We start from the raw sequence: 21,335 nt of genomic DNA, 5'->3' as shown, positions 1-21,335 counted from the left end.
GTGCGGGCTATGGCGGGTTCGTGCACGTAGCGGACAAGGTTTGTTATTCTGAGAGCCCGTGGGCATGGAGGCCGCCCCATCTGGACGGCCGGGGATCACAACGACCACGGGAGCCACTCTTGCGCAGCGCCGCACATACCAAGCATCTGTTCGTCACCGGCGGCGTCGCCTCCAGTTTGGGCAAGGGGCTCACCGCCTCCAGCCTCGGACGCCTCCTCAAACTTCGTGGCCTGCGGGTCACCATGCAGAAGCTCGACCCCTACCTCAACGTGGATCCGGGCACGATGAACCCGTTCCAGCACGGTGAGGTGTTCGTCACAGACGACGGGGCGGAGACCGACCTCGACGTCGGCCACTACGAGCGGTTCCTCGACACCGAACTGCACGGCTCGGCCAACGTCACGACCGGCCAGGTCTACTCCAACGTGATCGCCAAGGAGCGGCGCGGCGAGTACCTCGGCGACACCGTCCAGGTCATCCCGCACATCACGAACGAGATCAAGGACCGGATCCGCGGCATGGCGGGTCCGGACGTCGACGTGGTCATCACCGAGGTGGGCGGCACGGTCGGCGACATCGAGTCGCTCCCCTTCCTCGAGGCCGTCCGCCAGGTCCGCCACGAGGTGGGCCGCGACAACGTCTTCTTCCTCCACGTCTCGCTGCTGCCGTACATCGGCCCGAGCGGCGAGCTCAAGACCAAGCCGACCCAGCACTCGGTGGCGGCGCTGCGCAGCATAGGCATCCAGCCCGACGCGATCGTGCTGCGGTCCGACCGTCCGGTCACCAATGCGATCAAGCGCAAGATCAGCCTCATGTGTGACGTGGACGAGGACGCCGTCGTCTCCGCCGTGGACGCCGCCTCGATCTACGACATCCCGAAGGTCCTGCACGCCGAGGGCCTCGACGCGTACGTCGTGCGCAGGCTCGGCCTGCCGTTCCGCGACGTGGACTGGGTCCAGTGGGACCAGCTCCTGCGCCGGGTGCACCGCCCCGCCAAGGAGGTCACGATCGCCTTGGTCGGCAAGTACATCGACCTGCCCGACGCGTACCTGTCGGTCACCGAGGCGCTGCGCGCGGGCGGCTTCGCGAACGACGCCAGGGTCAACATCCGCTGGGTCAAGAGCGACGACTGCGAGTCCCCCGAGGGGGCCGCGCGGGAGCTCGACGGCGTCGACGGCGTGCTGATCCCGGGCGGGTTCGGCGTACGCGGCATCGAGGGCAAGGTCGGCGCGATCCGGCACGCCCGCGAGAACACCGTCCCGCTGCTCGGCATCTGCCTGGGCATGCAGTGCATGGTGATCGAGGCGGCGCGCAACCTGGCCGGCGTCGAGGACGCGGGGAGCACCGAGTTCGACCCGGAGACGTCCGCCGCCGTGATCTCCACGATGGCCGACCAGGAGGACGTCGTCTCCGGCGAGCGCGACATGGGCGGCACGATGCGGCTCGGTCTCTACCCGGCCAAGCTGTCCGAGGGCTCGCTCGCCCGCCAGCTGTACGGCAAGGCCAAGGTGGAGGAGCGCCACCGGCACCGCTACGAGGTCAACAACTCCTTCAGGGAGCGCCTGGAGAAGGTCGGCATGGTGTTCTCCGGCCTCTCGCCGGACGGCCGCCTCGTCGAGTACGCCGAGCTCGCCACCGACCAGCACCCCTTCTTCATCGGCACCCAGGCACACCCCGAGTTCCGCTCGCGGCCGACCCGCCCGCACCCGCTGTTCAAGGGTCTGATCGGCGCCGCCCTCGCGTACGCCGACGCCCGTGGGACCGCGGTGAAGGCGGGCAGGACCAAGTGAGGGTCGAAGACGTCGCGGAGTCCTGGGAGGTCACAGACTCCAAGGAGCGGTTCGCCGCTCGCGTGATCTCCGTACGGACCGACACGGTGCGGATGCCCGGCGACGAGACGGCCGACCGCGACTATGTCGTCCACCCCGGTTCTGTGGCGGTCCTCGCCATCGACGAGGACGACAAGGTGCTGATGATCCGCCAGTACCGCCACCCGGTGCGGCGCCTGCTCTGGGAGGTGCCCGCCGGGATCAGGGACGTGCCGGGCGAGCCGCTGGTGGACTGCGCCGCACGCGAGCTGGCCGAGGAGGCCGGCTACCGGGCGCGCACGTGGCACACGCTGCTCGACATCTACACCTCGCCCGGGATGTGTGACGAGCGCATCCGGATCTTCCTGGCCCGGGACCTGTCTCCGATCCCGGAGGAGGAGAACGACTACGTCCACCGGCACGAGGAGATCGGCATGCCGGTGGAGTGGATTCCGCTGCAGGAGGCCGTGGAGAAGGCGATGGCGGGAATGATCCACAATTCCCCGGCCATCGCCGGTATCCTCGCCGCGTACGCCGCTTCCGCCGACGGCTTCAAGGGGCTCCGTCCCGCCGACGCGCCGGAGGCCTGAGTCCGTAGGGGGACGTCCTGAGCGAGACGGAGGCCGTGCTGTCCAGCTACCTCGCCCATCTGGCGGTGGAGCGGGGCCTGGCCGCCAACACGCTCGCCTCCTATCGGCGTGACCTGCGACGTTATGTGGACCATCTCCGGTCGCGTGGACTCGACACGTTCGCCGATGTGGCCGAGTCCGACGTCGTCGCCTTCCTGGCCGCGTTGCGGGAGGGCGACGACGAGCACCCGGCGCTGGTCGCCAGCTCGGCCGCGCGGGCCGTGTCGGCCGTGCGCGGCCTGCACAGGTTCGCGCTGCGCGAGGGGGTGGCCGGCCACGACCCGGCGCACGAGGTCCGCCCCCCGCGCCAGCTCCGCAGGCTCCCCAAGGCGATCACGGTCGCCGAGGTCGAGCGGCTCATCGCCGCCTCGGGCCCCGAGGACTCCCCGCTGGCCCTGCGCAACCGGGCGCTCCTGGAGGTCCTGTACGGCACGGGCGCCCGCATCTCGGAGGCGGTGGGCCTCGCCGTGGACGACGTGTCGCTCAGCGGGAGGTCCGGCGGCTCCTCGGGAGGCGAGGAGGACCAGGTTCGCCTGCGCGGCAAGGGGGGACGGTCCAGGATCGTCCCCATCGGGCAGTTCGCCCGCCAGGCGCTCGACGCGTACATGGTCAGGGCGCGGCCCCAGATCGCCGCGCACGGCCGCGGGACCCCGGGGCTGTTCCTCAACGCCAGGGGCGGCAGGCTGACCCGTCAGGGTGCCTGGGAGGTCCTGCAACAAGCCGCGGAAAGAGCCGGTCTTTCCGGAGTTTCACCACATATGTTGCGGCATTCGTTCGCAACACATCTCCTTGACGGCGGAGCTGACGTTAGGGTTGTCCAGGAGTTGCTCGGCCATGCCTCGGTGACCACCACCCAGGTGTACACGTTGGTCACGGTCGACAAGCTCCGTGAGGTTTACGCGGCCACGCATCCCCGTGCACTGCGTTGAAAAGGCGGCCGAATATCGCCCGGAAGGGCGCGGCGCCTTGCCGCATACGTGCCAAGCCTTTAAATTCGGTCGAGTTCGTGACCGTCAGGGAGGTTCAACAAGGTGACTGCGACCACCGATGCGACGTGGACCGCGGGGACCCCCGGCGGTGAGATCGGGCCCACCGGCCGACCCCGTCCGGTCTTCCCGGACCCCGCCCGGCCCGAGAACCACGGTCCCGCGCGCATCGTCGCGATGGTCAACCAGAAGGGCGGCGTCGGCAAGACGACGACCACGATCAACCTGGGGGCGGCGCTCGCCGAGGTGGGCCAGCGGGTCCTCCTCGTGGACTTCGATCCGCAGGGCGCGCTGTCGGTGGGGCTCGGCATCGACCCCCGGCCGCTGGAGCTGACGATCTACGACCTCCTCATGGAGGAGCCCGACGTCACCGCCGAGGACGTGCTGCTCAACACCACGGTCGAGGGCATGGACCTGCTGCCGAGCAACATCTTCCTGTCCGGCGCGGAGATCAGGCTCGTCAACGAGGTCGCCAGGGAGTACGCCCTGCAGCGCTCGCTCGAACCCCTGCTGCCGCACTATGACATCTGCCTCATCGACTGCCAGCCGTCCCTCGGCCTGCTCACCGTCAACGCGCTGACCTGCGCGCACAGCGTGATGATCCCGCTGGAGTGCGAGTTCTTCGCCCTCCGCGGCGTCGCCCTGCTGATGGAGTCGATTGGCAAGGTCCAGGAGCGTCTCAACAAGAACCTCGAGATCGACGGCCTGCTCGCGACGATGTACGACCCGCGCACGCTGCACGCCAGGGAAGTCCTCCAGACGATCATGCAGGGCTTCGGCGACAAGGTCTTCCACACGGTCATCAACCGGACCGTCCGCTTCCCCGACGCCACCCTCGCGGGCGAGCCGATCACCCAGTTCGACCCCGGCTCCATGGGAGCCACCGCGTACCGCGAGCTGGCCCGCGAGCTGCTCGCCAGGTGGCCCGCCCGCGTCTGACGGCCCGGCGCTGCCCACCGGCCCGTTGTCCTGCTGATCCGTTCACGGGGAGCGACGGTGTACGGGACAATGGGCGGCGTGACCGAGCAGCCCGCCACCGCGTTCCAGGTGCACCTGGACGTCTTCGAGGGCCCCTTCGATCTGCTGCTCGGGCTGATCGCCAAGCACAAACTGGACATCACCGAGGTGTCCCTGCACAAGGTCACCGACGAGTTCATCGCCTACATCCGCTCCCGGGGCCCGGAGTGGGATCTGGACCAGACGAGCCACTTCCTGCTCGTCGCGGCGACGCTCCTGGACCTCAAGGCGGCCCGGCTGCTGCCCACCGGCGAGGTCGAGGACGAGGAGGACCTCGCCCTGCTGGAGGCGCGTGACCTGCTGTTCGCCCGGCTCCTGCAGTACCGCGCGTACAAGGAGGTCGCCAAGATCTTCTCCGGCCGCATGGCCGAGGAGGCGCTGCGCTTCCCCCGCGTGGTCCCGATGGAGCAGCGGTTCGCCAACCTGCTGCCGGAGCTGATCATCGGCATCGGGCCGGACCGGCTCGCCAAGATCGCCGTCAAGGTCTTCACACCGAAGGCTCCGCCGTCCGTCTCCGTGCATCACATGTACCAACCGCTCGCCAGCGTCCGCGAACAGGCCGCTATCCTTGTCGAGCGGCTCAGGCTGGCCCGCACGGCCACCTTCCGGTCGCTGACCGCCGACTGCGCGGGCACGTTCGAGGTCGTCGCGCGTTTCCTGGCCGTCCTGGAGCTGTTCAGGGAGGCCGCTGTCTCCTTCGAGCAGCTGGAGCCTCTGGGCGATCTGTACGTGACCTGGACCGGCGCCGCCGACGGGGACGTGACCGTCGGCGACGACTACGACGAGGGCAAGAAGGCCGCCGATGAGTCCGAGTGAGTCCGAGCATGTCGACGACACGACGATCACGGCCCGGCCCGATCTCAGGTCCGCGATCGAGGCCATCCTCCTCGTGGTGGACGAGCCGGTCGCCGAGGTGACGCTCGCACAGGTCCTGGAACGCCCGACCGGAGAGGTGGCCGCGGTCCTGCGTGACCTCTCGGCGGAATACACCGCCGCCGGGAGGGGTTTTGACCTCCGGGAGGTCGGCGGAGGCTGGCGCTTCTACACCCGGGCGGACTACGCCCAGGTGGTCGAGCGCTTCGTCCGGGACGGCCAGCAGGCGCGGCTCACGCAGGCCGCGCTGGAGACCCTCGCCGTGGTCGCCTACCGCCAGCCGGTCAGCCGGGCCAGGGTGGCGGCGGTCCGCGGCGTCAACAGCGACGGCGTCATGCGGACGCTGGTGGCGCGTGGCCTCGTGGAAGAGGCCGGCACCGATCCGGAGAGCCAGGCCGTGCTCTACCGGACGACGAGTTACTTCCTGGAGAGGCTGGGCCTGCGAGACCTCGGCGAACTGCCGGAGCTCGCCCCCTTCCTCCCCGACGACGTGGAAACCCTAGAGGAGCAGAAGTAGTGGACAGCAGGCGTACCCCGTCCGGTGATGGACGCGGTCGGAGCCGGAGCACCGGCGGGCGCGACACGCGAGGCGGGTCACAGGGCGGATCCCAGGGCGGATCGCGCGGTGGATCCCAGGGCGGATTCCGGGCCGGCCGAGGTGGCGGGTTCCGTGCCCAGGAACCCCGTTCTGACAGATACGGCGACCGCGAGCGCCGGTACGACGACCGAGGAGGCTCCTCCCGGTCGAGTGACCGTGCGTCCGACAGAGGAGCCGACCGCGGGGCCGGCAGAGGAGCGGATCGCAGGGGCGACCGCGGATTCGACCGCGGGCCCGACCGTGGGTTCGACCGCGGGGCGGACCGCGGAGGCTCCCGCGAGTTCAGCCGCGACCGGGGCCCCGCCGGATCCGACCGGGGCGAGCGCGGATCCTTCCGGGCGGGGCGGAACGGTTCCGCCGGTGGATACGGCAGGCCGGCCGGCGACCGGAGCCGGGACGGCGACCGCTTCCGTGACTCCCGCGATCGTGACTCTCGCGGTGGTGACTCTCGCGGTGACTTCCGGGGCAGGGATGCGCGCGACCGCGACTCTCGTGACTTCCGGGACTCGCGCGACTCTCGTGGCTCGCGTGACCGCGACTTCCGCGACCGGGACTCGCGGGGCGGCGACTTCCGGGGCAGGGACTCCCGGGGCGGCGACTTCCGCGACCGTGGTCCCCGTGACTCCCGTGACTCCCGTGACTCCCGTGGTTCGGGTGACCGTGACTTCCGCGAGCGCGGTTCGGGCGACCGCGACGGCCGTACGTCCGGCGCCGGCTCCCGAGGCCGGTACGGCAGGCCCGAGGGCGGAGGCCGCAGGGACGGCGAGCGCCGTGAGCGCCGTGACGAGGTGCAGACCATCGGGCGCGTCGGCGGCGGCGACAGAGGCGGTTCCCGTGGCCGGTTCGGCAGGGACAGCTCCCGGCGCGAGCTGCGCGGCGGTCCGCGGAACGACTTCAGGAACGGCCCGGCGGGCGGCCGCGCGGGCGGCCGTGACGGGGCCCCCGGCGAGAACCCGTTCAAGAGCGCCAGGCAGCCCCGCCGGGACCCGGACTTCTACGAGCCCGGCTACACCGACGAGCGCGACACCACCGAGGTGCCGGGCGGCGTCCGGCTGCAGAAGGTCCTCGCGCAGGCGGGGGTGGCGAGCCGCCGCGCCTGCGAGGAGATGATCGGCGACGGCCGGGTCACGGTCGACGGCCAGGTGGTCCGCCGCTTCGGCGCGCGGGTCGACCCGGCCAAGCAGGTCATCCACGTGGACGGCAAGCGCATCCCGACCGCGGCCGACCTCGTCTACTACGCGTTCAACAAGCCGATCGGCGTGGTGAGCACGATGGAGGACCCCGAGGGCAGGCCCTGCCTGCAGGACTACGTCCAGGATCTCGCGCCGCGCCTGTTCCACGTCGGACGGCTGGACACCGAGACCGAGGGCCTGCTGCTGTTCACCAACGACGGCGAGCTCGCCCACCGGCTGACCCACCCCAGCTACGGCGTCCAGAAGAAGTACTGGGCGAAGGTCCCCGGACCGGTCCCGCGTGACCTCCACCGGGTGCTGCGCAAGGGCGTCGAGCTGGAGGACGGCCTGGCCAAGGTGGACGAGTTCCACGTGGTTCAGGAGCACGCCCAGCAGGCGCTGGTCGAGATCGTCCTGCACGAAGGGCGCAAGCACATCGTGCGGCGGCTGCTCGAGGAGACCGGCCACCGGGTGATCGACCTGGCCCGCATCGAGTTCGGCCCGGTGAAGCTGGGCCGGCTGAAGCCGGGCACGGTGCGCACGCTCACCCTGCAGGAGGTCGGCGAGCTGTACGCGGCGGTCGGCCTGTAGCCTGTCCGGACGACAGACGGCGGCAGCGGCGCCCCGTGGAATCAGGCGTGGTGGAACGAGAAGGGGACGACATGGTGCGGGCGGTCCGGGGAGCCATCCAGGTCGACGGCAACGATCGCGCGTCGATCCTCGCCGGGACGACGGAGCTGGTGACCGAGGTGATGGCGCGCAACAAGCTCACCACCGACGACGTCATCAGCGTGATCTTCACGGCCACACCCGACCTGACGGCGGAGTTCCCCGCCCTCGCGGCCAGGAAGCTGGGTTTCCACGACGTGCCGCTGCTGTGCGCGAGTGAGATCGACGTGCCGGGTGCCCTGCCGAGAGTGGTCCGGTTGATGGCCCACGTGGCCACCGACCGGCCCCGGCAGGAGATCCAGCACGTCTATCTCCGGGGCGCGGTCGCCCTCAGGGTGGACATCGCCCAGTAGACCGCCCGGCGAGCTAGCACGGCCTGCCGGGGCCCGGAGGGCGCGAAAGCCCCTCGGGTGAATTGAGCACCATAAGTTGGGCCAAGTATCACAGCCGGGTGAGACGGCGCGTAACGCCTCGGGTAGGACGAGCCTGGCAAGAAGGACCTGGTAGGAGCGTCCGGCGAGCGGACGCCACACGACACGGCACGGTAGGGCAGCACCATGACTCCCATTCAGGACGGCACGATCGGCAGCGTCGTCGTTGTCGGCACCGGTTTGATCGGCACCTCCGTCGCGCTGGCCCTCCGCCAGCGCGGCGTGCGGGTCTACCTCGCCGACCGCGACGCGGGCGCCGTACGGCTGGCGCGGGAGCTCGGCGCGGGGGAGGAGTGGACGCCTGGCGCGACCGCGGACCTCGCCGTCATCGCGGTGCCGCCGCAGTTCGTCGCCCGCCAGCTGCTCGACCTCCAGAAGAACGGCGCCGCCCGGTGCTACACCGACGTGGCGAGCGTCAAGGCGCTCCCCGTGGCTCAGGCGGAGGAGCTCGGGTGTGACCTGACCTCCTTCGTGCCGGGCCATCCCCTGGCGGGACGCGAGCGGTCGGGTCCGGCAGCCGCGCGGGCCGACCTTTTCCTTGGCCGCCCCTGGGCCCTGTGCCCCATCGCGGAGACGTCGGCGGAGGCCGTACAGACCGTGCGTGAGCTGGTCGCCCTCTGCGGCGGGAACGCCGTCACGGTGGAGGCCGCGGAGCACGACCGCGCGGTGGCCGTCATCTCCCACGCGCCGCACGTGACCGCGGCGGCCGTGGCCGCGCGGCTGGCCGAGGCATCGGAGACGGCGCTCGGGTTGTCCGGCCAGGGCGTACGCGACGTTACGCGCATCGCCGCGGGCGACCCGTCGCTGTGGACCGGCATCCTGTCCGGCAACGCCGTACCCGTCGCGGAGGTGCTCGAGGTCGTGGCGGCCGACCTGGCCGCGGCCGCGCGGTCGTTGCGCGCCTTCGCGGGCGAGGGCACGGCCGTCGCCGAGGTGACCGACCTGCTCGCCCGCGGCGTCGTGGGCACCGGCCGGATCCCCGGCAAGCACGGCGGCCCGGCCCGCACCTATACGGTCGTCCAGGTCGTGATCGGCGACCGGCCGGGCGAGCTGGCCCGGCTGGTGCAGGCCGCGGGGGAGACCGGGGTCAACATCGAGGACATCCGCCTCGAGCACGCGCCGGGGCTGCCTCTCGGCGCCGCCGAGCTGTACGTCCAGCCGGAGGCGGCGGAAGGGCTCGCAGAGGCGCTGCGCGAGCGCGGCTGGCAGGTGCCCTGAGGGCGGACGCCCGGAGCCTCCTCGTCGGGTGAGGGGCCCGATGCCGTCAGCGGTGGCAGGGCCGTGCCCTGATCGCCGGCGGCGCTGTCCGATGCGCGGGGGATCGGCGAGTGCCGGTACTCTCGGGGGCGGACAACGTCGGAGTGCATCTTGACGCGCTCTTGAGGCAGAGGAGCGATCGTGTCGGGTCTGGTCGTCGCGATGGACGGGCCTTCGGGGTCGGGCAAGTCGAGCGCGTCGCGCGGGGTCGCGCGGGCTCTGGGGGTGCGTTACCTCGACACCGGAGCGATGTACCGCGCGGTCACCTGGTGGATGCTCCAGCGGGGCGTCGATCTGGCCGATCCGGGGGCGATCGCGAGCCGGTCGGGCGAGCCCGAGCTGGTCATGAGCACCGACCCTGACGCCCCGGGCGTCACCGTGGACGGCGTGGACGCCAATGGGCCGATCCGCACCGAGGAGGTGACGCGGGCCGTCTCGGCGGTGAGCGCCGTCCCCGAGGTGCGCGCCCGCCTGGTGAACCTCCAGCGGGAGATCATCGTCGGCTCGCTGGCCTCCGGCGGCATCGTGGTGGAGGGGCGGGACATCGGCACCGTGGTCGCCCCGGACGCACAGGTCAAGGTCTTCCTGACCGCGAGCGCCGACGCCCGAGCGCGGCGGCGTACGGCCGAGCTGTCCGGCACGACCGTCGCGGCGCAGAAGGCCGAGATGGCGCGGCGGGACACGCTCGACTCGACCCGCCAGGCGGACCCGCTGGTGATGGCGGCGGACGCGATCGAGCTGGACACGACGCCGCTGGACCTCGACGAGGTGATCGCCGAGGTGCTGCGGCTGGTCAAGGAACGAGCCTGAGTTCGGGAAGGGCCGGGGCACCCGGTCTCGAAGGGCCGACGGGCAAGAAGCGAACCTGATCCTCTCCGGATCGGGAGAGGAAGCGATGAGCAGGGACGTGACGGGGGAGTACGGGGACGAGGCCGGCTGGATCGAGGCCGAGCTCGCCGATCTCGCCGGGGACGAGGCCGAGGAGACGCCCGACACCGGGCCGCTGCCGGTCGTGGCCGTTGTGGGCCGCCCCAACGTGGGCAAGTCCACGCTGGTCAACCGCATCATCGGCCGCCGCGAGGCGGTCGTCGAGGACGTGCCGGGCGTGACGCGGGACCGGGTCACCTACGAGGCGACCTGGCGGGGCCGCAGGTTCACCCTGGTGGACACCGGCGGCTGGGACCCGGACGCCACGGGCATGGCGCTGCGGATCGCCGAGCAGGCGCAGATCGCGGCCGAGCTGGCCGACGTGATCCTGTTCGTCGTGGACGCGAGCGTCGGCGTGACCGATTCGGACGAGGCCGTCGGCGCGGTGCTGCGCCGTTCCGGCAAGCCCGTGGTGCTGGCCGCCAACAAGGTGGACAACCAGCTCATGGAGCTGGAGGCGACCGGGCTGTGGTCGCTCGGGCTGGGCGAGCCGTACCCCGTGTCGGCGCTGCACGGCCGCGCCAGCGGCGACCTGCTCGACATCGTGCTGGACGCGCTGCCCGAGACGCCGCCGCAGACGTTCGGCGTGCGCAGCGGCCCGCGCCGTGTGGCGCTGCTGGGCAAGCCCAACGTCGGCAAGTCCTCCCTGCTGAACAAGGTGGCGGGCGAGGAGCGGGTCCTGGTCGACCCGATGGCGGGCACCACCCGCGACCCGGTCGACGAGCTGGTCGAGCTGGGCGGCCGGACGTACCGCTTCGTCGACACCGCGGGCATCCGCCGCCGTGACCGTGAGCTGAAGGGCGCCGACTTCTACGCGGCGATGCGCACGCGGGCCGCGCTTGAGCGGTCGGAGGTCGCGATCGTGCTGATCGACGCCTCCGACGTGCTGACGGAGCAGGACCTGCGCATCATCAGCCTGGTGATCGAGTCCGGCCGGTGCATGGTGGTCGCGTTCAACAAGTGGGACCTGGTCGACGAGGACCGGCGCTACTACCTGGAGAAGGAGATCGACCGGCAGCTCGTCCGCACGCCGTGGGCGCTGCGGGTCAACATCTCCGCCAAGACGGGCAGGCACGTCGAGAAGCTCACCCCGGCGATCGAGCGCGCGCTCGACTCCTGGGGGACGCGGGTGCCGACCGCCCGGCTCAACCAGTTCCTCACCGAACTGGTCCAGGCGACGCCGCCCCCGGTGCGCGGCGGCAAGCAGCCGAAGATCCTGTTCGCGACCCAGGCGTCCACCGAGCCCCCGAAGTTCGTGCTGTTCACCTCTGGCTTCCTGGAGGAGACCTACCGCCGGTTCATCGAGCGCCGGATCCGCGAGGAGTTCGGTTTCGCCGGGTCTCCGATCGAGGTCACGATGAAGATCAGGGAGAAGCGCAAGGGCAAGTGACCGCCGGCGGTTCCGATGGTAGGGCTGACCCCACCATCGGAACGCTGGTGGGCAGGCTCGATCGCGCGAGCGGGAAAACCTAGTTTGATTGGCATGCGACGACTACTGCGCCGCCTGACGGCTGACACGACCTATCTGCTGCTGGGTCTTCCCCTCGCGCTCATCGCCTTCTGCCTGCTGTCCGTCGGCCTGTCGGCCGGAGTCGGACTGGTGGTCGTCTGGATCGGCGTCCCATTGCTCGCCCTGACCCTGCTCGGGGCGCGGGGCCTCGGTGACATCGAGCGGGTGCGGGTCCGCGGCGTTCTCGACAAGCCCCTGTCCCGGCCCCGCTATCCGGAGGCGCCGGCGGGGGCCGGATGGGTGCGCCGCGTGGTGACCCCGCTCCTCAGCGGCCAGTCCTGGCTCGACGTGCTGCACGGATTCGTGGTCTTCCCCGTCGCGACGTTGACGTTCTGCGTGGCCGTGACGTGGTGGGCGGCGACGGCCTTCGGCCTGCTGTACCCGCTCTACGGATGGATCACCTCCAACATCCCGGGTAACCAGCAGCTGCCCGAGCTGATCGGCCTCGGCAGCGGATACGTCGTCGACACCGCTTTCTACTTCTTCCTCGGCCTGGTCTTCGCGGTCACGCTCGTGCCGGTCATCCGGGGGTGTGCCGTCATGCAGGCCTCGCTGGGCAGGGCCCTGCTGACCGGGGTGGCGGAGCTGCACGAGCGCATCGAGGGGCTCACCGAGGGGCGCAACGCCGCCGTCCACGCGGAGGCAGACGCGCTGCGCCGGCTGGAGCGCGACATCCACGACGGGCCGCAGCAGCGCCTCGTGCACCTCGCGATGGAGCTGTCCAGGGCGCAGCGGGAGCTGCAGCGGGACGCGTCCGCGGCGCACGACACGATCGGCCAGGCGATCACCGCGACCCGGGAGACCCTCGACGAGCTGCGCGCGCTGTCGCGGGGCATCGCCCCGCCGATCCTCGCCGACCGGGGGCTCGCCCCCGCGCTGGCCGCCCTCGCGGGCCGCTGCACCGTGCCGGTGGAGCTCGACGTCCAGGTCGCCGAGCGGTTCCCCGCGCTGGTGGAGAACACCGTCTACTTCCTGACCGCCGAGGCGCTCACGAACGTGGCCAAGCACAGCCGGGCCACGTCGTGCTCGGTGACCCTGACCAGGATCGGGGACTCCCTTCTGCTCACCATCGGCGACGACGGGGTCGGCGGCGCGCACGTCGCGAAGGGACACGGCCTGGCCGGCCTCGCCGACCGGGTTCGCGTGGTCGAGGGTGAGCTGACCGTAAATTCGCCGGCCGGTGGGCCGACGCTGATCGTCGCGGAGGTGCCGTGCGGGTAGTCGTGGCCGATGACGCCGTCCTGATCCGGGAGGGCCTGGTCCGTCTTCTTGAGGAGTTCGGCTGCGAGGTGGTGGCGGCGGTCGGCACGGGCGATGAGCTCGTGCGGGCCGTCGTCGCCCTCCGCCCGGACGTCTCCGTGGTGGACGTGCGGATGCCGCCGACCTTCACCGACGAGGGGTTGCGGGCCGCCGTCGAGACCCGGGAGAAGGTTCCGGGCGCGCCCGTGCTGATCCTGTCCCAGTACGTCGAGGTCTCCTACGCCGACGACCTGCTGGCCGACGCCCGCGGCGCGGTCGGCTACCTGCTCAAGGACCGGGTGGTCGACGTCGAGGAGTTCATGGACGGGCTGCGCCGGGTCGCGGGGGGCGGCACGGTCTTCGACCCCCAGGTGGTCGCCCAGCTGATGGTGCGCCGCCGCAGGGACGACCCGCTGACCTCGCTCACCCCGCGCGAGCGCGAGGTGCTCGGCCTGATGGCGGAGGGCAGGTCCAACCCCGCCATCAGCCGCCACCTGGTAGTCACGGAGGGCGCGGTCGAGAAGCACATCACCGGCATCTTCCAGAAGCTCGGCCTGCACGCGCAGGACGCCGACCAGCACCGCCGCGTCCTGGCGGTGCTGGCCTACCTGCGCTCCTGACCGCGCGTCGGGCGCGTCACGCGCGGCCGGCGTCACGCGGGATGGTTCTCGGCGGGTCCGCCCACGTCGAACGGCGTGGTGATGTTCTCGTAGGCGAGATGGAACTCCATCCCCTGGACGGCGTGGGCCAGATCGTGGCAGTGGGACATCCACAGACCGGGGTTGTCGGCCACCAGCACGACCTCCCAGACCTCGCCGGGCTCCACGTCGAAGGTGTCCATCCGCAGGCCGTTCGCGGGCACCCCGTTCCTGGACAGCACCTGGACGTGGTGGCCGTGCGGATGCATGGGATGGGTGTCCCCGCTCCGGTTGACCACGGTGATCCTGATCGTCTCGCCTTCGCGTACGACGGGAGTCGGGATGTGCGGCCAGGCCTTGCCGTTCACGGTGTATCCCAGCTTCGGCACCCCGTCGACCATCGCGAGGGTCCGGTCCAGCACCCAGGTGATCCGCCGGTCGGCCCGTCCGGGCACCGGCGCGGGTGAGCCGTACGTGGTGATGTCGAGCAGCGGGCCGGAGGCGGGCGGGGGCTGGGCCGTGGCAGGGGCGCCTCCGCTGTCGACCAGCAGGCCGGGACGCCCGTCCGCGGACAGCAGGACCGGGCCGTCCGGCATGGTGAACGCCAGGTCGTAGCGCCCGCCCGCGGCCAGGCGGATCCGCCGCCCGGTCAGTTCCGTCGCCCCCGGCACGTCGCCGCCGTCCACCGCCGCGACCGTGAACGGGACGCCGGCCAGCCCGACGGTCCGCGGCAGGGTGTCGGTGTTGACCACGCGGAGCCGTACGGGCGTGCCCGGCCGGTGAGAGGAGGTCGCGAGCAGGTCGGTGGGGGCGGCGCCGTCGAGGGACGTCGTGACCCGCCCGCCGAAGGTGTGCAGCGCGACCGTGTGATCCCCGGCTGGGGGAGTGGCGGACGCTCCGGCCGAATCGACGACGAGCAGCCCGAACAGGCCGCGCGCCACGGCGACGCTGGAGTTCTGGTGGCTGTGGTACCAGTAGGTGCCGGCGTCGTCCGCGCGGAACCGGTAGGTGTGGGATCCGCCCGGCCGGACCGCGTCCTGGGTCACTCCGGGGACGCCGTCCTCACCGGAGGGCACGTCGTAGCCGTGCCAGTGGATCGTGACCCCCTGGTCCGCCAGCTCGTTGCGCAGGGTCACCTCGACCAGGTCGCCCTGCCGTACGCGCAGGACCGGGCCGGGGACCTGGCCGTTGAACGACCACGCGTCCAGCGACTGCCCGGAGGGCAGCCGGACGGTCGCGGCCTTCGCCGTCAGGGTGAACCGGCGCGCGTCCTCGGCCCTGGGGCCGATCAGCCGGTCGACGGGCGTCCCGGCGGCCGAGGTTCCGTGCCCGTCGTGCAGGTGGCCGCCGGACCAGCCCGCGGTGACCGCCCAGACGAAGGCGACCAGGAGCACCGTCACGCCCGCGACCTGCCAGCGGTTCACCGCGCGCCCGCGCCACAGGATCCGCCAGGTGATCGCGGAAGCTCCGGTGAAGAGCGTCAGGACGGCGACGGCGTCGGACACGGTCACCGGATAGGACACGATGACGCCGCAGGCGATGCCCGCCACCGCCCCGTACGCCGCCACGAGCGGCGGGAACGCGGCGAGCGCGGAGGGGGCGCCGCGCAGCAGCCTGGGCAGGCTCACCACGCCGGTGGCCAGCCCGGGAAGCACGACGAGGGGCAGGGCCAGGGTGACCTTCTCGGCGACGAACCACCAGCCGACCTGGGCGAGCAGGATCGTCACGAGGACCCTGAGGCCGGTCATGACGATCGCCGCGGCGCACAGCGCCGCGGCGGCCAGGGAGGTACGGCGGGCCGTACCGGCGTCGCCGGGCTGCCGGGCGGCGGCGAGGGCGAACCCTCCCGCGGCGCCCCACAGCCCGGCGACCAGGACGAACAGGATCTGATCGAGGGCGATCAGCGGGGCGGTGCTCACCCGCCGGTGGTCACCCGCGCGATGGCGGGAGTGGTGGCGACGCCCTTCGTCAGCGCGTGGGCCCTGCGGAGCAGGACGAAGGCCGCCCACAGGATGGCCACGCCGTCGAGGGCGTGGAAGCCGAGGACGACGAGGCCGGCCGTGGTGGTCTCGTTCTCCGAGGCGCCGGCCATCTCGGCGAGCGAGAAGATGACGAAGAGCTGGACCGCCACCAGCAGGAACGGCGTGATCGACAGCCAGATCAGCCGGCCTCCCACCCGGGCGATGGCCGCGACGATGGTGGTCAGCAGCGACAGGATCGGGATGACCAGCTCGCCGTTCAGGGCGTGGTATCCGATCATCGCGCCCTCGGCCCCGGGAGCCGGGACAGGGCGCTCGAACGCGCCGAACGTGGAGAGGTAGAACTGGGCGAGCACGGAGATCAGCAGGACCACCGTGAACCCGTAGAAGACCTTGCGCATGGGGGCTCCCTCAGACGTGTGGAATGGCCCCGGGGGTTGGTGACGGGGCGGTTCGCGCACAGCCTGCACTCTCGGGTGTCCCGGCCGCATGGGACGCGGGTCCCCTTTGTTCGGGAAGTTGCCCCGTCGGACAACGGTCAGGTCGTCACCGCCGGGCGGTCACCGCCGGGCGGTCACGGCAGGGCGGTGGCTCCCCGGCGGGGCAGGAGGAGGGCGGTCAGCGCGCCCACGGCGCAGAGCACGGCGGTGATCAGGAAGATCTCGGAGTACTCCGTGTGGAGGGCGGCGTGCACCTTGGCGGTGTACTCCGCGAGCCGCCGGGCGTACTCGGCCGCCTCCACCCCGATCGGGAGCGGTGTGTCCAGGTCGGCGGTGAGCGACTGGAACCGGTGGAACCCCCACGCCGAGAGCGCGGCCACGCCGAGCAGCATGCCCATCATCCTGGCCACGACGATCGCCGCCGACGCCACGCCGTGCTGTACGGCGGGCACCACCCGCAGCACCGCCGAGGACACCGGCGCGATGACCAGGCCGAGCCCCAGCCCGGCGACGACGAGGTCGACGTCCATCCGCGGTCCCGCGGACGCGAGGTCGAGGGGCCATTGGGAGATCCGGGCGTAACCGACGGCGGCGACGGCGAGCCCGGCCACCGCGACCGCCCGCTCGCCGAACCTCCTGGCGAGCAGGCCGCCGAGGAGCGCGGCGACGGCCAGCGCGACAAGGAACCGGGTGAGGACGAGCGCGCCGCCGACGGTGTCCAGGCCCAGCAGCGTCTGCGCGGTGAACTGCACGTCCACCAGGGTGACCAGCAGCGCGGCCCCGGCGAGGAAGCTGACCGCGAGCGTCGCGAGGAGGGGGCGCCGTGTCGCGGACGGCAGGTCGAGCAGCCGGACCGGGGAGCGGACCTCCCAGACGACGAACGCCGCCGCCGCGACCAGCCCGGCCACGACGCAGGGCACGCCCCACGGGGGGAGCACCGACGTGTCCGGCGCCGGGTTGTACAGGCCCGCCACGAGCAGTCCCAGCGCCACCGCGAGGAGCACGCCGCCCACGACGTCGATCCTGGCCCCGCCGTACGGTCCGCGTCTCCCGGGGACGCCCCGATGCACGGCCGCCGCCGCGAGCGCCGCCAGGGGGATGTTGACCCAGAAGATGAGCCGCCACCCGCCGGTCGGCAGGCCCAGCCAGGCCGTCCCAGCGGGGATCACCGAGGCGAGGGCCACGCCGTACAGCGGGCCGAGGACGCTGCCGAGCTCCTGGGCCGCGCCCACCGCGCCGAGCGCCACGGGGCGGGCACGTTCGTCCCACAGGTCGCCGATGAGCGCCATCGTGATCGGGAGCAGCGCGCCCCCCGCGACGCCCTGGATCGCGCGGCCCGCGACCAGCATGGGCACGCCGTCCGCCAGCGCCGTGAGAAGCGACCCGCCGGCGAATCCGGCCAGGCAGGCGTGGATCAGGGGGCGCCGGCCGTACCGGTCGGACAGGCCGCCGAGGAGCGGCATCGCGGCGACGTAGCCGAGCAGGAAGCCGGTCACGATGGGCGTCGCCCGCTCCAGGTGGTTCAGCGGGACGCCGGCGTCCCTGGCGACGTCGATGAGCACGGTGACCACGACGTACGCGTCGAGCGCGGCGAGCAGGACGGCGGTGCCGCCGACGCCGAGCGCGACCCGGCGGGCCGCGGGCGCACCGGCGGGCGCACCAGAGGGTGGGGTCGCGGGCTCGGGAGCGGGCTCGGAGGCGCGGGAGGGTGAGGACATGCCGTCAGGACACCGGCGGCGTGATCGTCACGGGGGCGTCGTAGTCGGCGAGGTTCACGAGGACCTTGCCCCCGGTGAGCGGGAGCTCCATCTTGACCAGCCTGCTGGTGGCCTTGTCGATCCAGACGGTGCCGTTGACGCCCTGGTTCACCCCGGGAATCAGCTTGGCCAGGATCTGCTGGGACAGCGTGACCGGGACCCGATAGGCGTCGGCGCCCGCGACCTTCTCCACGGCCTCGGCGCGGGGATCGGTGGCGCTGCTCAGCAGGGCGGGCACCCCGGTCAGCACGGCCGAGGGGTCGTAGATCGCGGCGAGCTCCTCCCGGGTCATCCGCTGGAAGCCGCCGGTCGGGCCCTTGAAGTGGACCGCGTCACCGGCCAGGACGAACTCCAGCTCCTGAAGGGACCCCATGATGTCGATCTGGAGGCTGCCCTTCGCGTCGCCCTCCTTGGTCAGGCTGCCCTCGGCGTGTTTGACCGACACAGCCGGCTTGCCCTCGGTGTCGATCGTGAACGCGACCGTCTTGACCGCCGCCATCGCCGTGGCGGCCTTCTTCATCAGGTCGGGACCGTCGGGCAGGCCGGCCTCGCTCGTCCCGCTGCAGGCCGGCACCAGAAGGACGGCCAGGACGAGCCAGACGGCGCTTGCCAGGCGTCTGGTCAGGAGTCTTGTCACACGCCGGATCGTAGCGATCGGCACCCGCCGTGAGCAGGGTCGTGACGTATCGGTTTGGAACCACAGCCCGGGGCGGGCGTCCAACGGCGTGGTCAGGCGGTCTTTCCGGCGCGCACGCGTTGGAGATGGTCCACGATCGGGCGGTAGATCGCTTCGAGGGCGGCGACCTGGTCGGCGGTGAGCCGGTCGATGAAGTGGCGGCGCACGCCCTCGACGTGGTCTCCCGCGACGCGCTGGATGGTCTCCCAGCCCCGGCCGGTGAGTACGGCGAACGTGCCGCGGCGGTCGTCCTCGCAGTGCTCCCTGGTCACCAGCCCGGCGTCCTCCATGCGCGCGATCTGGTGGGAGAGCCTGCTGCGCGACTGCACGGTCGCGTCGGCGAGGTCGCTCATCCGCATCCGGCGCCGCGGCCTCTCGGAGAGGTTCACCAGGATCTCGTAGTCGTTCAGCGACAGGCCGGCCTCGTGCAGCTCGCGGTCGAGCTGGTGGGACAGCAGCCGGTGCGCGGCCAGGTGCGTGCGCCAGGCCCGCTGCTCCTGAGGGCTGAGCCAGCGAGGGTCGTCCATGACGACCAGCATAAGATCGCGTCCGTACGGCCGGAGTATCCGCTCACGCCCTGGCGGCGTAGGTCCTGCCACCCAGGAGCCGCAGCCGGGCCGGGCTGTCGGTGATGGCGCTCGCGATGACCGTGCCCGCGGTCCATTCGAGCAGGTGCCTGCCCTGCCACTCCAGGGTGGCGTGGCCCGGATCGGGCGGCAGGCTGGACAGGTCGGCCTCGCGCAGCCGGTCGAGGGTGAGCTCGCCCCGCTTCACGAGGGCCTCCTTGCGGACCCACTGCCGGATGAGCTTGCGGTTGTCCCGCCCCACCAGGGCCGCCTCGGCGGGGGTGAGCGCGAGGGCGGCGAGACCCTGGTCGGCCGGGCCGCCCGTCGCGTGTTCCGCGTCCACGCCCACGCGGCCGTGTCCCACGGCCGCGCAGACGTATCCCGAGGTGTGGGCCAGGCTCACGGACAGGTCGGGCTCCTCGGCCAGCGACGGCCGCCCGTGCGGCTTGCCGCACTGGTCGCAGCGCTGCACCAGCGTGAGCACGCAGGCCCGGGTGCCGAGGAACTCGGCGGCGCAGTGCCGTACGAGGAGGTGGGCGGCGACGAAGTCGAGCCGGTCCTGCTCGCGGGTGAAACGCTCGGCCCGGGACCGCTCGACCTCGGTCAGCGTGCCCCCGGCCATGTCGAGCACCTCGTCGGTGTGGCCGGCGAAGATCAGGGGAGCTCGCACGGTGACACCTTATTCGAGCATTGTGACCATCGCGTAAATTGCGGGTGGCTCAACCGAGCAGCTCCGCCATCCACTCCTCGATCGCGTCGGGGTGCCTGGGCAGTCCCTCGGACATGAGGCGCGCGCCGTCGGCGGTGATGACGAGGTCGTCCTCGATGCGCACCCCGATGCCGCGCAGCTCCGGCGGCAGGGTGAGGTCGTCGGGCTGGAGGTAGAGGCCGGGCTCCACGGTCAGCACCTGGCCCTCTTCGAGCACGCCGTCGAGATAGGCGTCCGCGCGCGCCGCGGCGCAGTCGTGCACGTCGAGGCCGAGCATGTGCCCGCTGCTGCAGAGCGTGTAGCGGCGGTGGAGCCCGCTGTCCACGTCGGGGTCGGCCAGGACGCCCCAGTCGTGCAGACCCTCGGCGATCACGGTCATCGCCGCCCGGTGGAAGTCGCGGAACCGCGCGCCCGGCCGGAGCGTGGCGATCGCCGCGTCCTGCGCCGCCAGGACGAGCTCGTACACCTGCCGCTGCAGCGGGCTGAACCGGCCGGACAGCGGCAGCGTGCGGGTGATGTCGGCGGTGTAGAGGTTGTCGCTCTCGACGCCCGCGTCCATGAGCAGCAGCTCATCGGGGTTCAGCCGCCCGTCGTTGCGGATCCAGTGGAGCACGCAGGCGTGCGCGCCCGAGGCCACGATCGACTGGTAGCCGACCGCGTTGCCCTCCAGCCGGGAGCGCAGCCCGAAGACCCCTTCGGCGTACCGCTCGCCGCGCGGGTGGGCGATCGCGGCGGGCAGCGCGCGGACCACGTCCTCGAAGCCGCGGGCGGTGGCGTCCACCGCGTGCTGCAGTTCCGCGATCTCCCACTCGTCCTTGACGAGCCGCATCTGCGACAGGAACTGGGCGAACTCGCCGTCACCGTCCTGCGGGGACACCAGGGCGTCGACCGAGGCGTCCACCCCGCGCAGCACCCGGGCGGGCCCGCCGAGCGCGTCGGCCAGCCGGTCGATGTGGACGCACTCGACCTGGTAGAGCTGCTCCGCCTCGGCCAGGTCGGGGCGGCGGCCCACCCAGAACTCGCCGTACCGACGGTCGCGGTAGAACTCCTGCCCCTCCGAGCGCGGCGAGCGCGGGCGCAGGAAGAGCCGGGCCGCTCCGGAGGGGTCGACGACCAGGACGTCGCCCGGCTGCTGGGCGCCCGTGAGGTACGCGAACGCGCTGTGCGTCCGGAACCTGTAGTCGTCGTCGTTGCTGCGGACCTTGAGCGTGCCGGAGGGGATGACCAGCCGCTCCCCGGGGAAGCGCGCGGCGAGCGCGGCGCGCCGCTTGGCGGTGTACGCGGCGAGCGGCAGCGGCTCCACGTCCGACCGGCTGGTGTCGGCCCAGCCGGTCGTCATGAACTGCGCGAGGGCCTCGGTGATCGGAAGGTCGTGGCTTCCGGTGTTGAGCGTGTCCGTCATCGTGTGTCTCCGGCGGCGGTAATAGTGGTATTTCACACATTACTGCTTCGGT

At 72.0% G+C, this 21,335-nt stretch carries 20 protein-coding genes; 13 read left to right on the top strand and 7 right to left on the bottom strand.

Annotated elements, in window-relative coordinates; genetic code table 11:
• Positions 1–119 precede the first annotated feature (119 nt).
• From pyrG to AB0I59_RS07440, 13 genes are all read left to right on the top strand, one after another.
• Positions 120–1,790, top strand: a complete 1,671-nt coding sequence (pyrG, locus tag AB0I59_RS07500) for a CTP synthase (RefSeq protein WP_061252422.1) — start codon at positions 120–122, stop codon at positions 1,788–1,790.
• Positions 1,787–2,398 carry an NUDIX domain-containing protein gene (locus AB0I59_RS07495; RefSeq protein ID WP_061252423.1) on the top strand — a complete coding sequence of 204 codons (612 nt, stop codon included), beginning with the start codon at positions 1,787–1,789 and terminating at the stop codon, positions 2,396–2,398. The genes pyrG and AB0I59_RS07495 overlap by 4 nt, the downstream gene beginning before the upstream one ends.
• 17 nt (positions 2,399–2,415) lie before the next feature.
• On the top strand, positions 2,416–3,366 hold the full coding sequence (locus tag AB0I59_RS07490) for a site-specific tyrosine recombinase XerD (protein ID WP_061252424.1): 951 nt from the start codon (positions 2,416–2,418) through the stop codon (positions 3,364–3,366).
• Between the two features lie 153 nt (positions 3,367–3,519).
• The gene (locus tag AB0I59_RS07485) at positions 3,520–4,362 is read left to right on the top strand and encodes a ParA family protein (RefSeq protein WP_308066767.1); all 843 of its coding nucleotides are present in this window, start codon (positions 3,520–3,522) and stop codon (positions 4,360–4,362) included.
• A gap of 69 nt (positions 4,363–4,431) precedes the next feature.
• Positions 4,432–5,256: a segregation and condensation protein A gene (locus AB0I59_RS07480; RefSeq protein WP_061252426.1), complete on the top strand. Its 825-nt coding sequence runs from the start codon at positions 4,432–4,434 to the stop codon at positions 5,254–5,256.
• Positions 5,243–5,830, top strand: coding sequence for an SMC-Scp complex subunit ScpB (gene scpB, locus AB0I59_RS07475; RefSeq protein ID WP_061252427.1), 588 nt, complete (start codon positions 5,243–5,245; stop codon positions 5,828–5,830). The genes AB0I59_RS07480 and scpB overlap by 14 nt, the downstream gene beginning before the upstream one ends.
• A gap of 869 nt (positions 5,831–6,699) precedes the next feature.
• Positions 6,700–7,674 (top strand): pseudouridine synthase, encoded by a 975-nt coding sequence (locus tag AB0I59_RS07470; RefSeq protein ID WP_228638991.1) that lies wholly within the window; start codon positions 6,700–6,702, stop codon positions 7,672–7,674.
• 71 nt (positions 7,675–7,745) lie between these two features.
• On the top strand, positions 7,746–8,105 hold the full coding sequence (gene aroH / locus AB0I59_RS07465; RefSeq protein ID WP_061252428.1) for a chorismate mutase: 360 nt from the start codon (positions 7,746–7,748) through the stop codon (positions 8,103–8,105).
• Between the two features lie 204 nt (positions 8,106–8,309).
• Complete coding sequence (locus tag AB0I59_RS07460) at positions 8,310–9,401, top strand: prephenate dehydrogenase (protein WP_358131120.1); 1,092 nt, start codon at positions 8,310–8,312, stop codon at positions 9,399–9,401.
• 201 nt (positions 9,402–9,602) lie between these two features.
• Complete coding sequence (gene cmk, locus AB0I59_RS07455; protein ID WP_358131585.1) at positions 9,603–10,250, top strand: (d)CMP kinase; 648 nt, start codon at positions 9,603–9,605, stop codon at positions 10,248–10,250.
• A gap of 85 nt (positions 10,251–10,335) precedes the next feature.
• Complete coding sequence (gene der, locus AB0I59_RS07450; RefSeq protein ID WP_061252430.1) at positions 10,336–11,757, top strand: ribosome biogenesis GTPase Der; 1,422 nt, start codon at positions 10,336–10,338, stop codon at positions 11,755–11,757.
• 93 nt (positions 11,758–11,850) lie between these two features.
• Complete coding sequence (locus AB0I59_RS07445) at positions 11,851–13,098, top strand: sensor histidine kinase (RefSeq protein WP_061252431.1); 1,248 nt, start codon at positions 11,851–11,853, stop codon at positions 13,096–13,098.
• Positions 13,089–13,736 (top strand): response regulator transcription factor, encoded by a 648-nt coding sequence (locus AB0I59_RS07440; protein ID WP_228638985.1) that lies wholly within the window; start codon positions 13,089–13,091, stop codon positions 13,734–13,736. The genes AB0I59_RS07445 and AB0I59_RS07440 overlap by 10 nt, the downstream gene beginning before the upstream one ends.
• Positions 13,737–13,768: 32 nt before the next feature.
• On the opposite strand, the gene AB0I59_RS07435 is transcribed toward AB0I59_RS07440, so the two are convergent.
• The 7 genes from AB0I59_RS07435 to AB0I59_RS07405 form a co-directional block, all read right to left on the bottom strand.
• Positions 13,769–15,673, bottom strand: a complete 1,905-nt coding sequence (locus AB0I59_RS07435; protein ID WP_061252433.1) for a multicopper oxidase family protein — start codon at positions 15,671–15,673, stop codon at positions 13,769–13,771.
• Positions 15,670–16,134: a DUF6220 domain-containing protein gene (locus AB0I59_RS07430; RefSeq protein WP_358131114.1), complete on the bottom strand. Its 465-nt coding sequence runs from the start codon at positions 16,132–16,134 to the stop codon at positions 15,670–15,672. The genes AB0I59_RS07435 and AB0I59_RS07430 overlap by 4 nt, the downstream gene beginning before the upstream one ends.
• Positions 16,135–16,307: 173 nt before the next feature.
• Positions 16,308–17,891: an MFS transporter gene (locus tag AB0I59_RS07425; protein WP_358131111.1), complete on the bottom strand. Its 1,584-nt coding sequence runs from the start codon at positions 17,889–17,891 to the stop codon at positions 16,308–16,310.
• Between the two features lie 4 nt (positions 17,892–17,895).
• A complete protein-coding gene (locus AB0I59_RS07420) occupies positions 17,896–18,567 on the bottom strand; it encodes an LppX_LprAFG lipoprotein (protein ID WP_228638977.1) in 672 nt (223 codons plus the stop codon).
• Positions 18,568–18,659: 92 nt separating this feature from the next.
• Positions 18,660–19,133, bottom strand: coding sequence for a MarR family winged helix-turn-helix transcriptional regulator (locus AB0I59_RS07415; protein WP_358131107.1), 474 nt, complete (start codon positions 19,131–19,133; stop codon positions 18,660–18,662).
• 43 nt (positions 19,134–19,176) lie between these two features.
• Positions 19,177–19,842 carry a 4'-phosphopantetheinyl transferase family protein gene (locus AB0I59_RS07410; RefSeq protein WP_061252435.1) on the bottom strand — a complete coding sequence of 222 codons (666 nt, stop codon included), beginning with the start codon at positions 19,840–19,842 and terminating at the stop codon, positions 19,177–19,179.
• 49 nt (positions 19,843–19,891) lie between these two features.
• Positions 19,892–21,283, bottom strand: a complete 1,392-nt coding sequence (locus tag AB0I59_RS07405; protein ID WP_061252436.1) for an aminopeptidase P family protein — start codon at positions 21,281–21,283, stop codon at positions 19,892–19,894.
• Positions 21,284–21,335: the final 52 nt, after the last annotated feature.

Source organism: Microtetraspora glauca (genome assembly GCF_040656155.1).
Classification (GTDB): Bacteria; Actinomycetota; Actinomycetes; order Streptosporangiales; family Streptosporangiaceae; genus Microtetraspora; species Microtetraspora glauca.
This window is presented reverse-complemented; position numbering and strand designations above follow the sequence as displayed.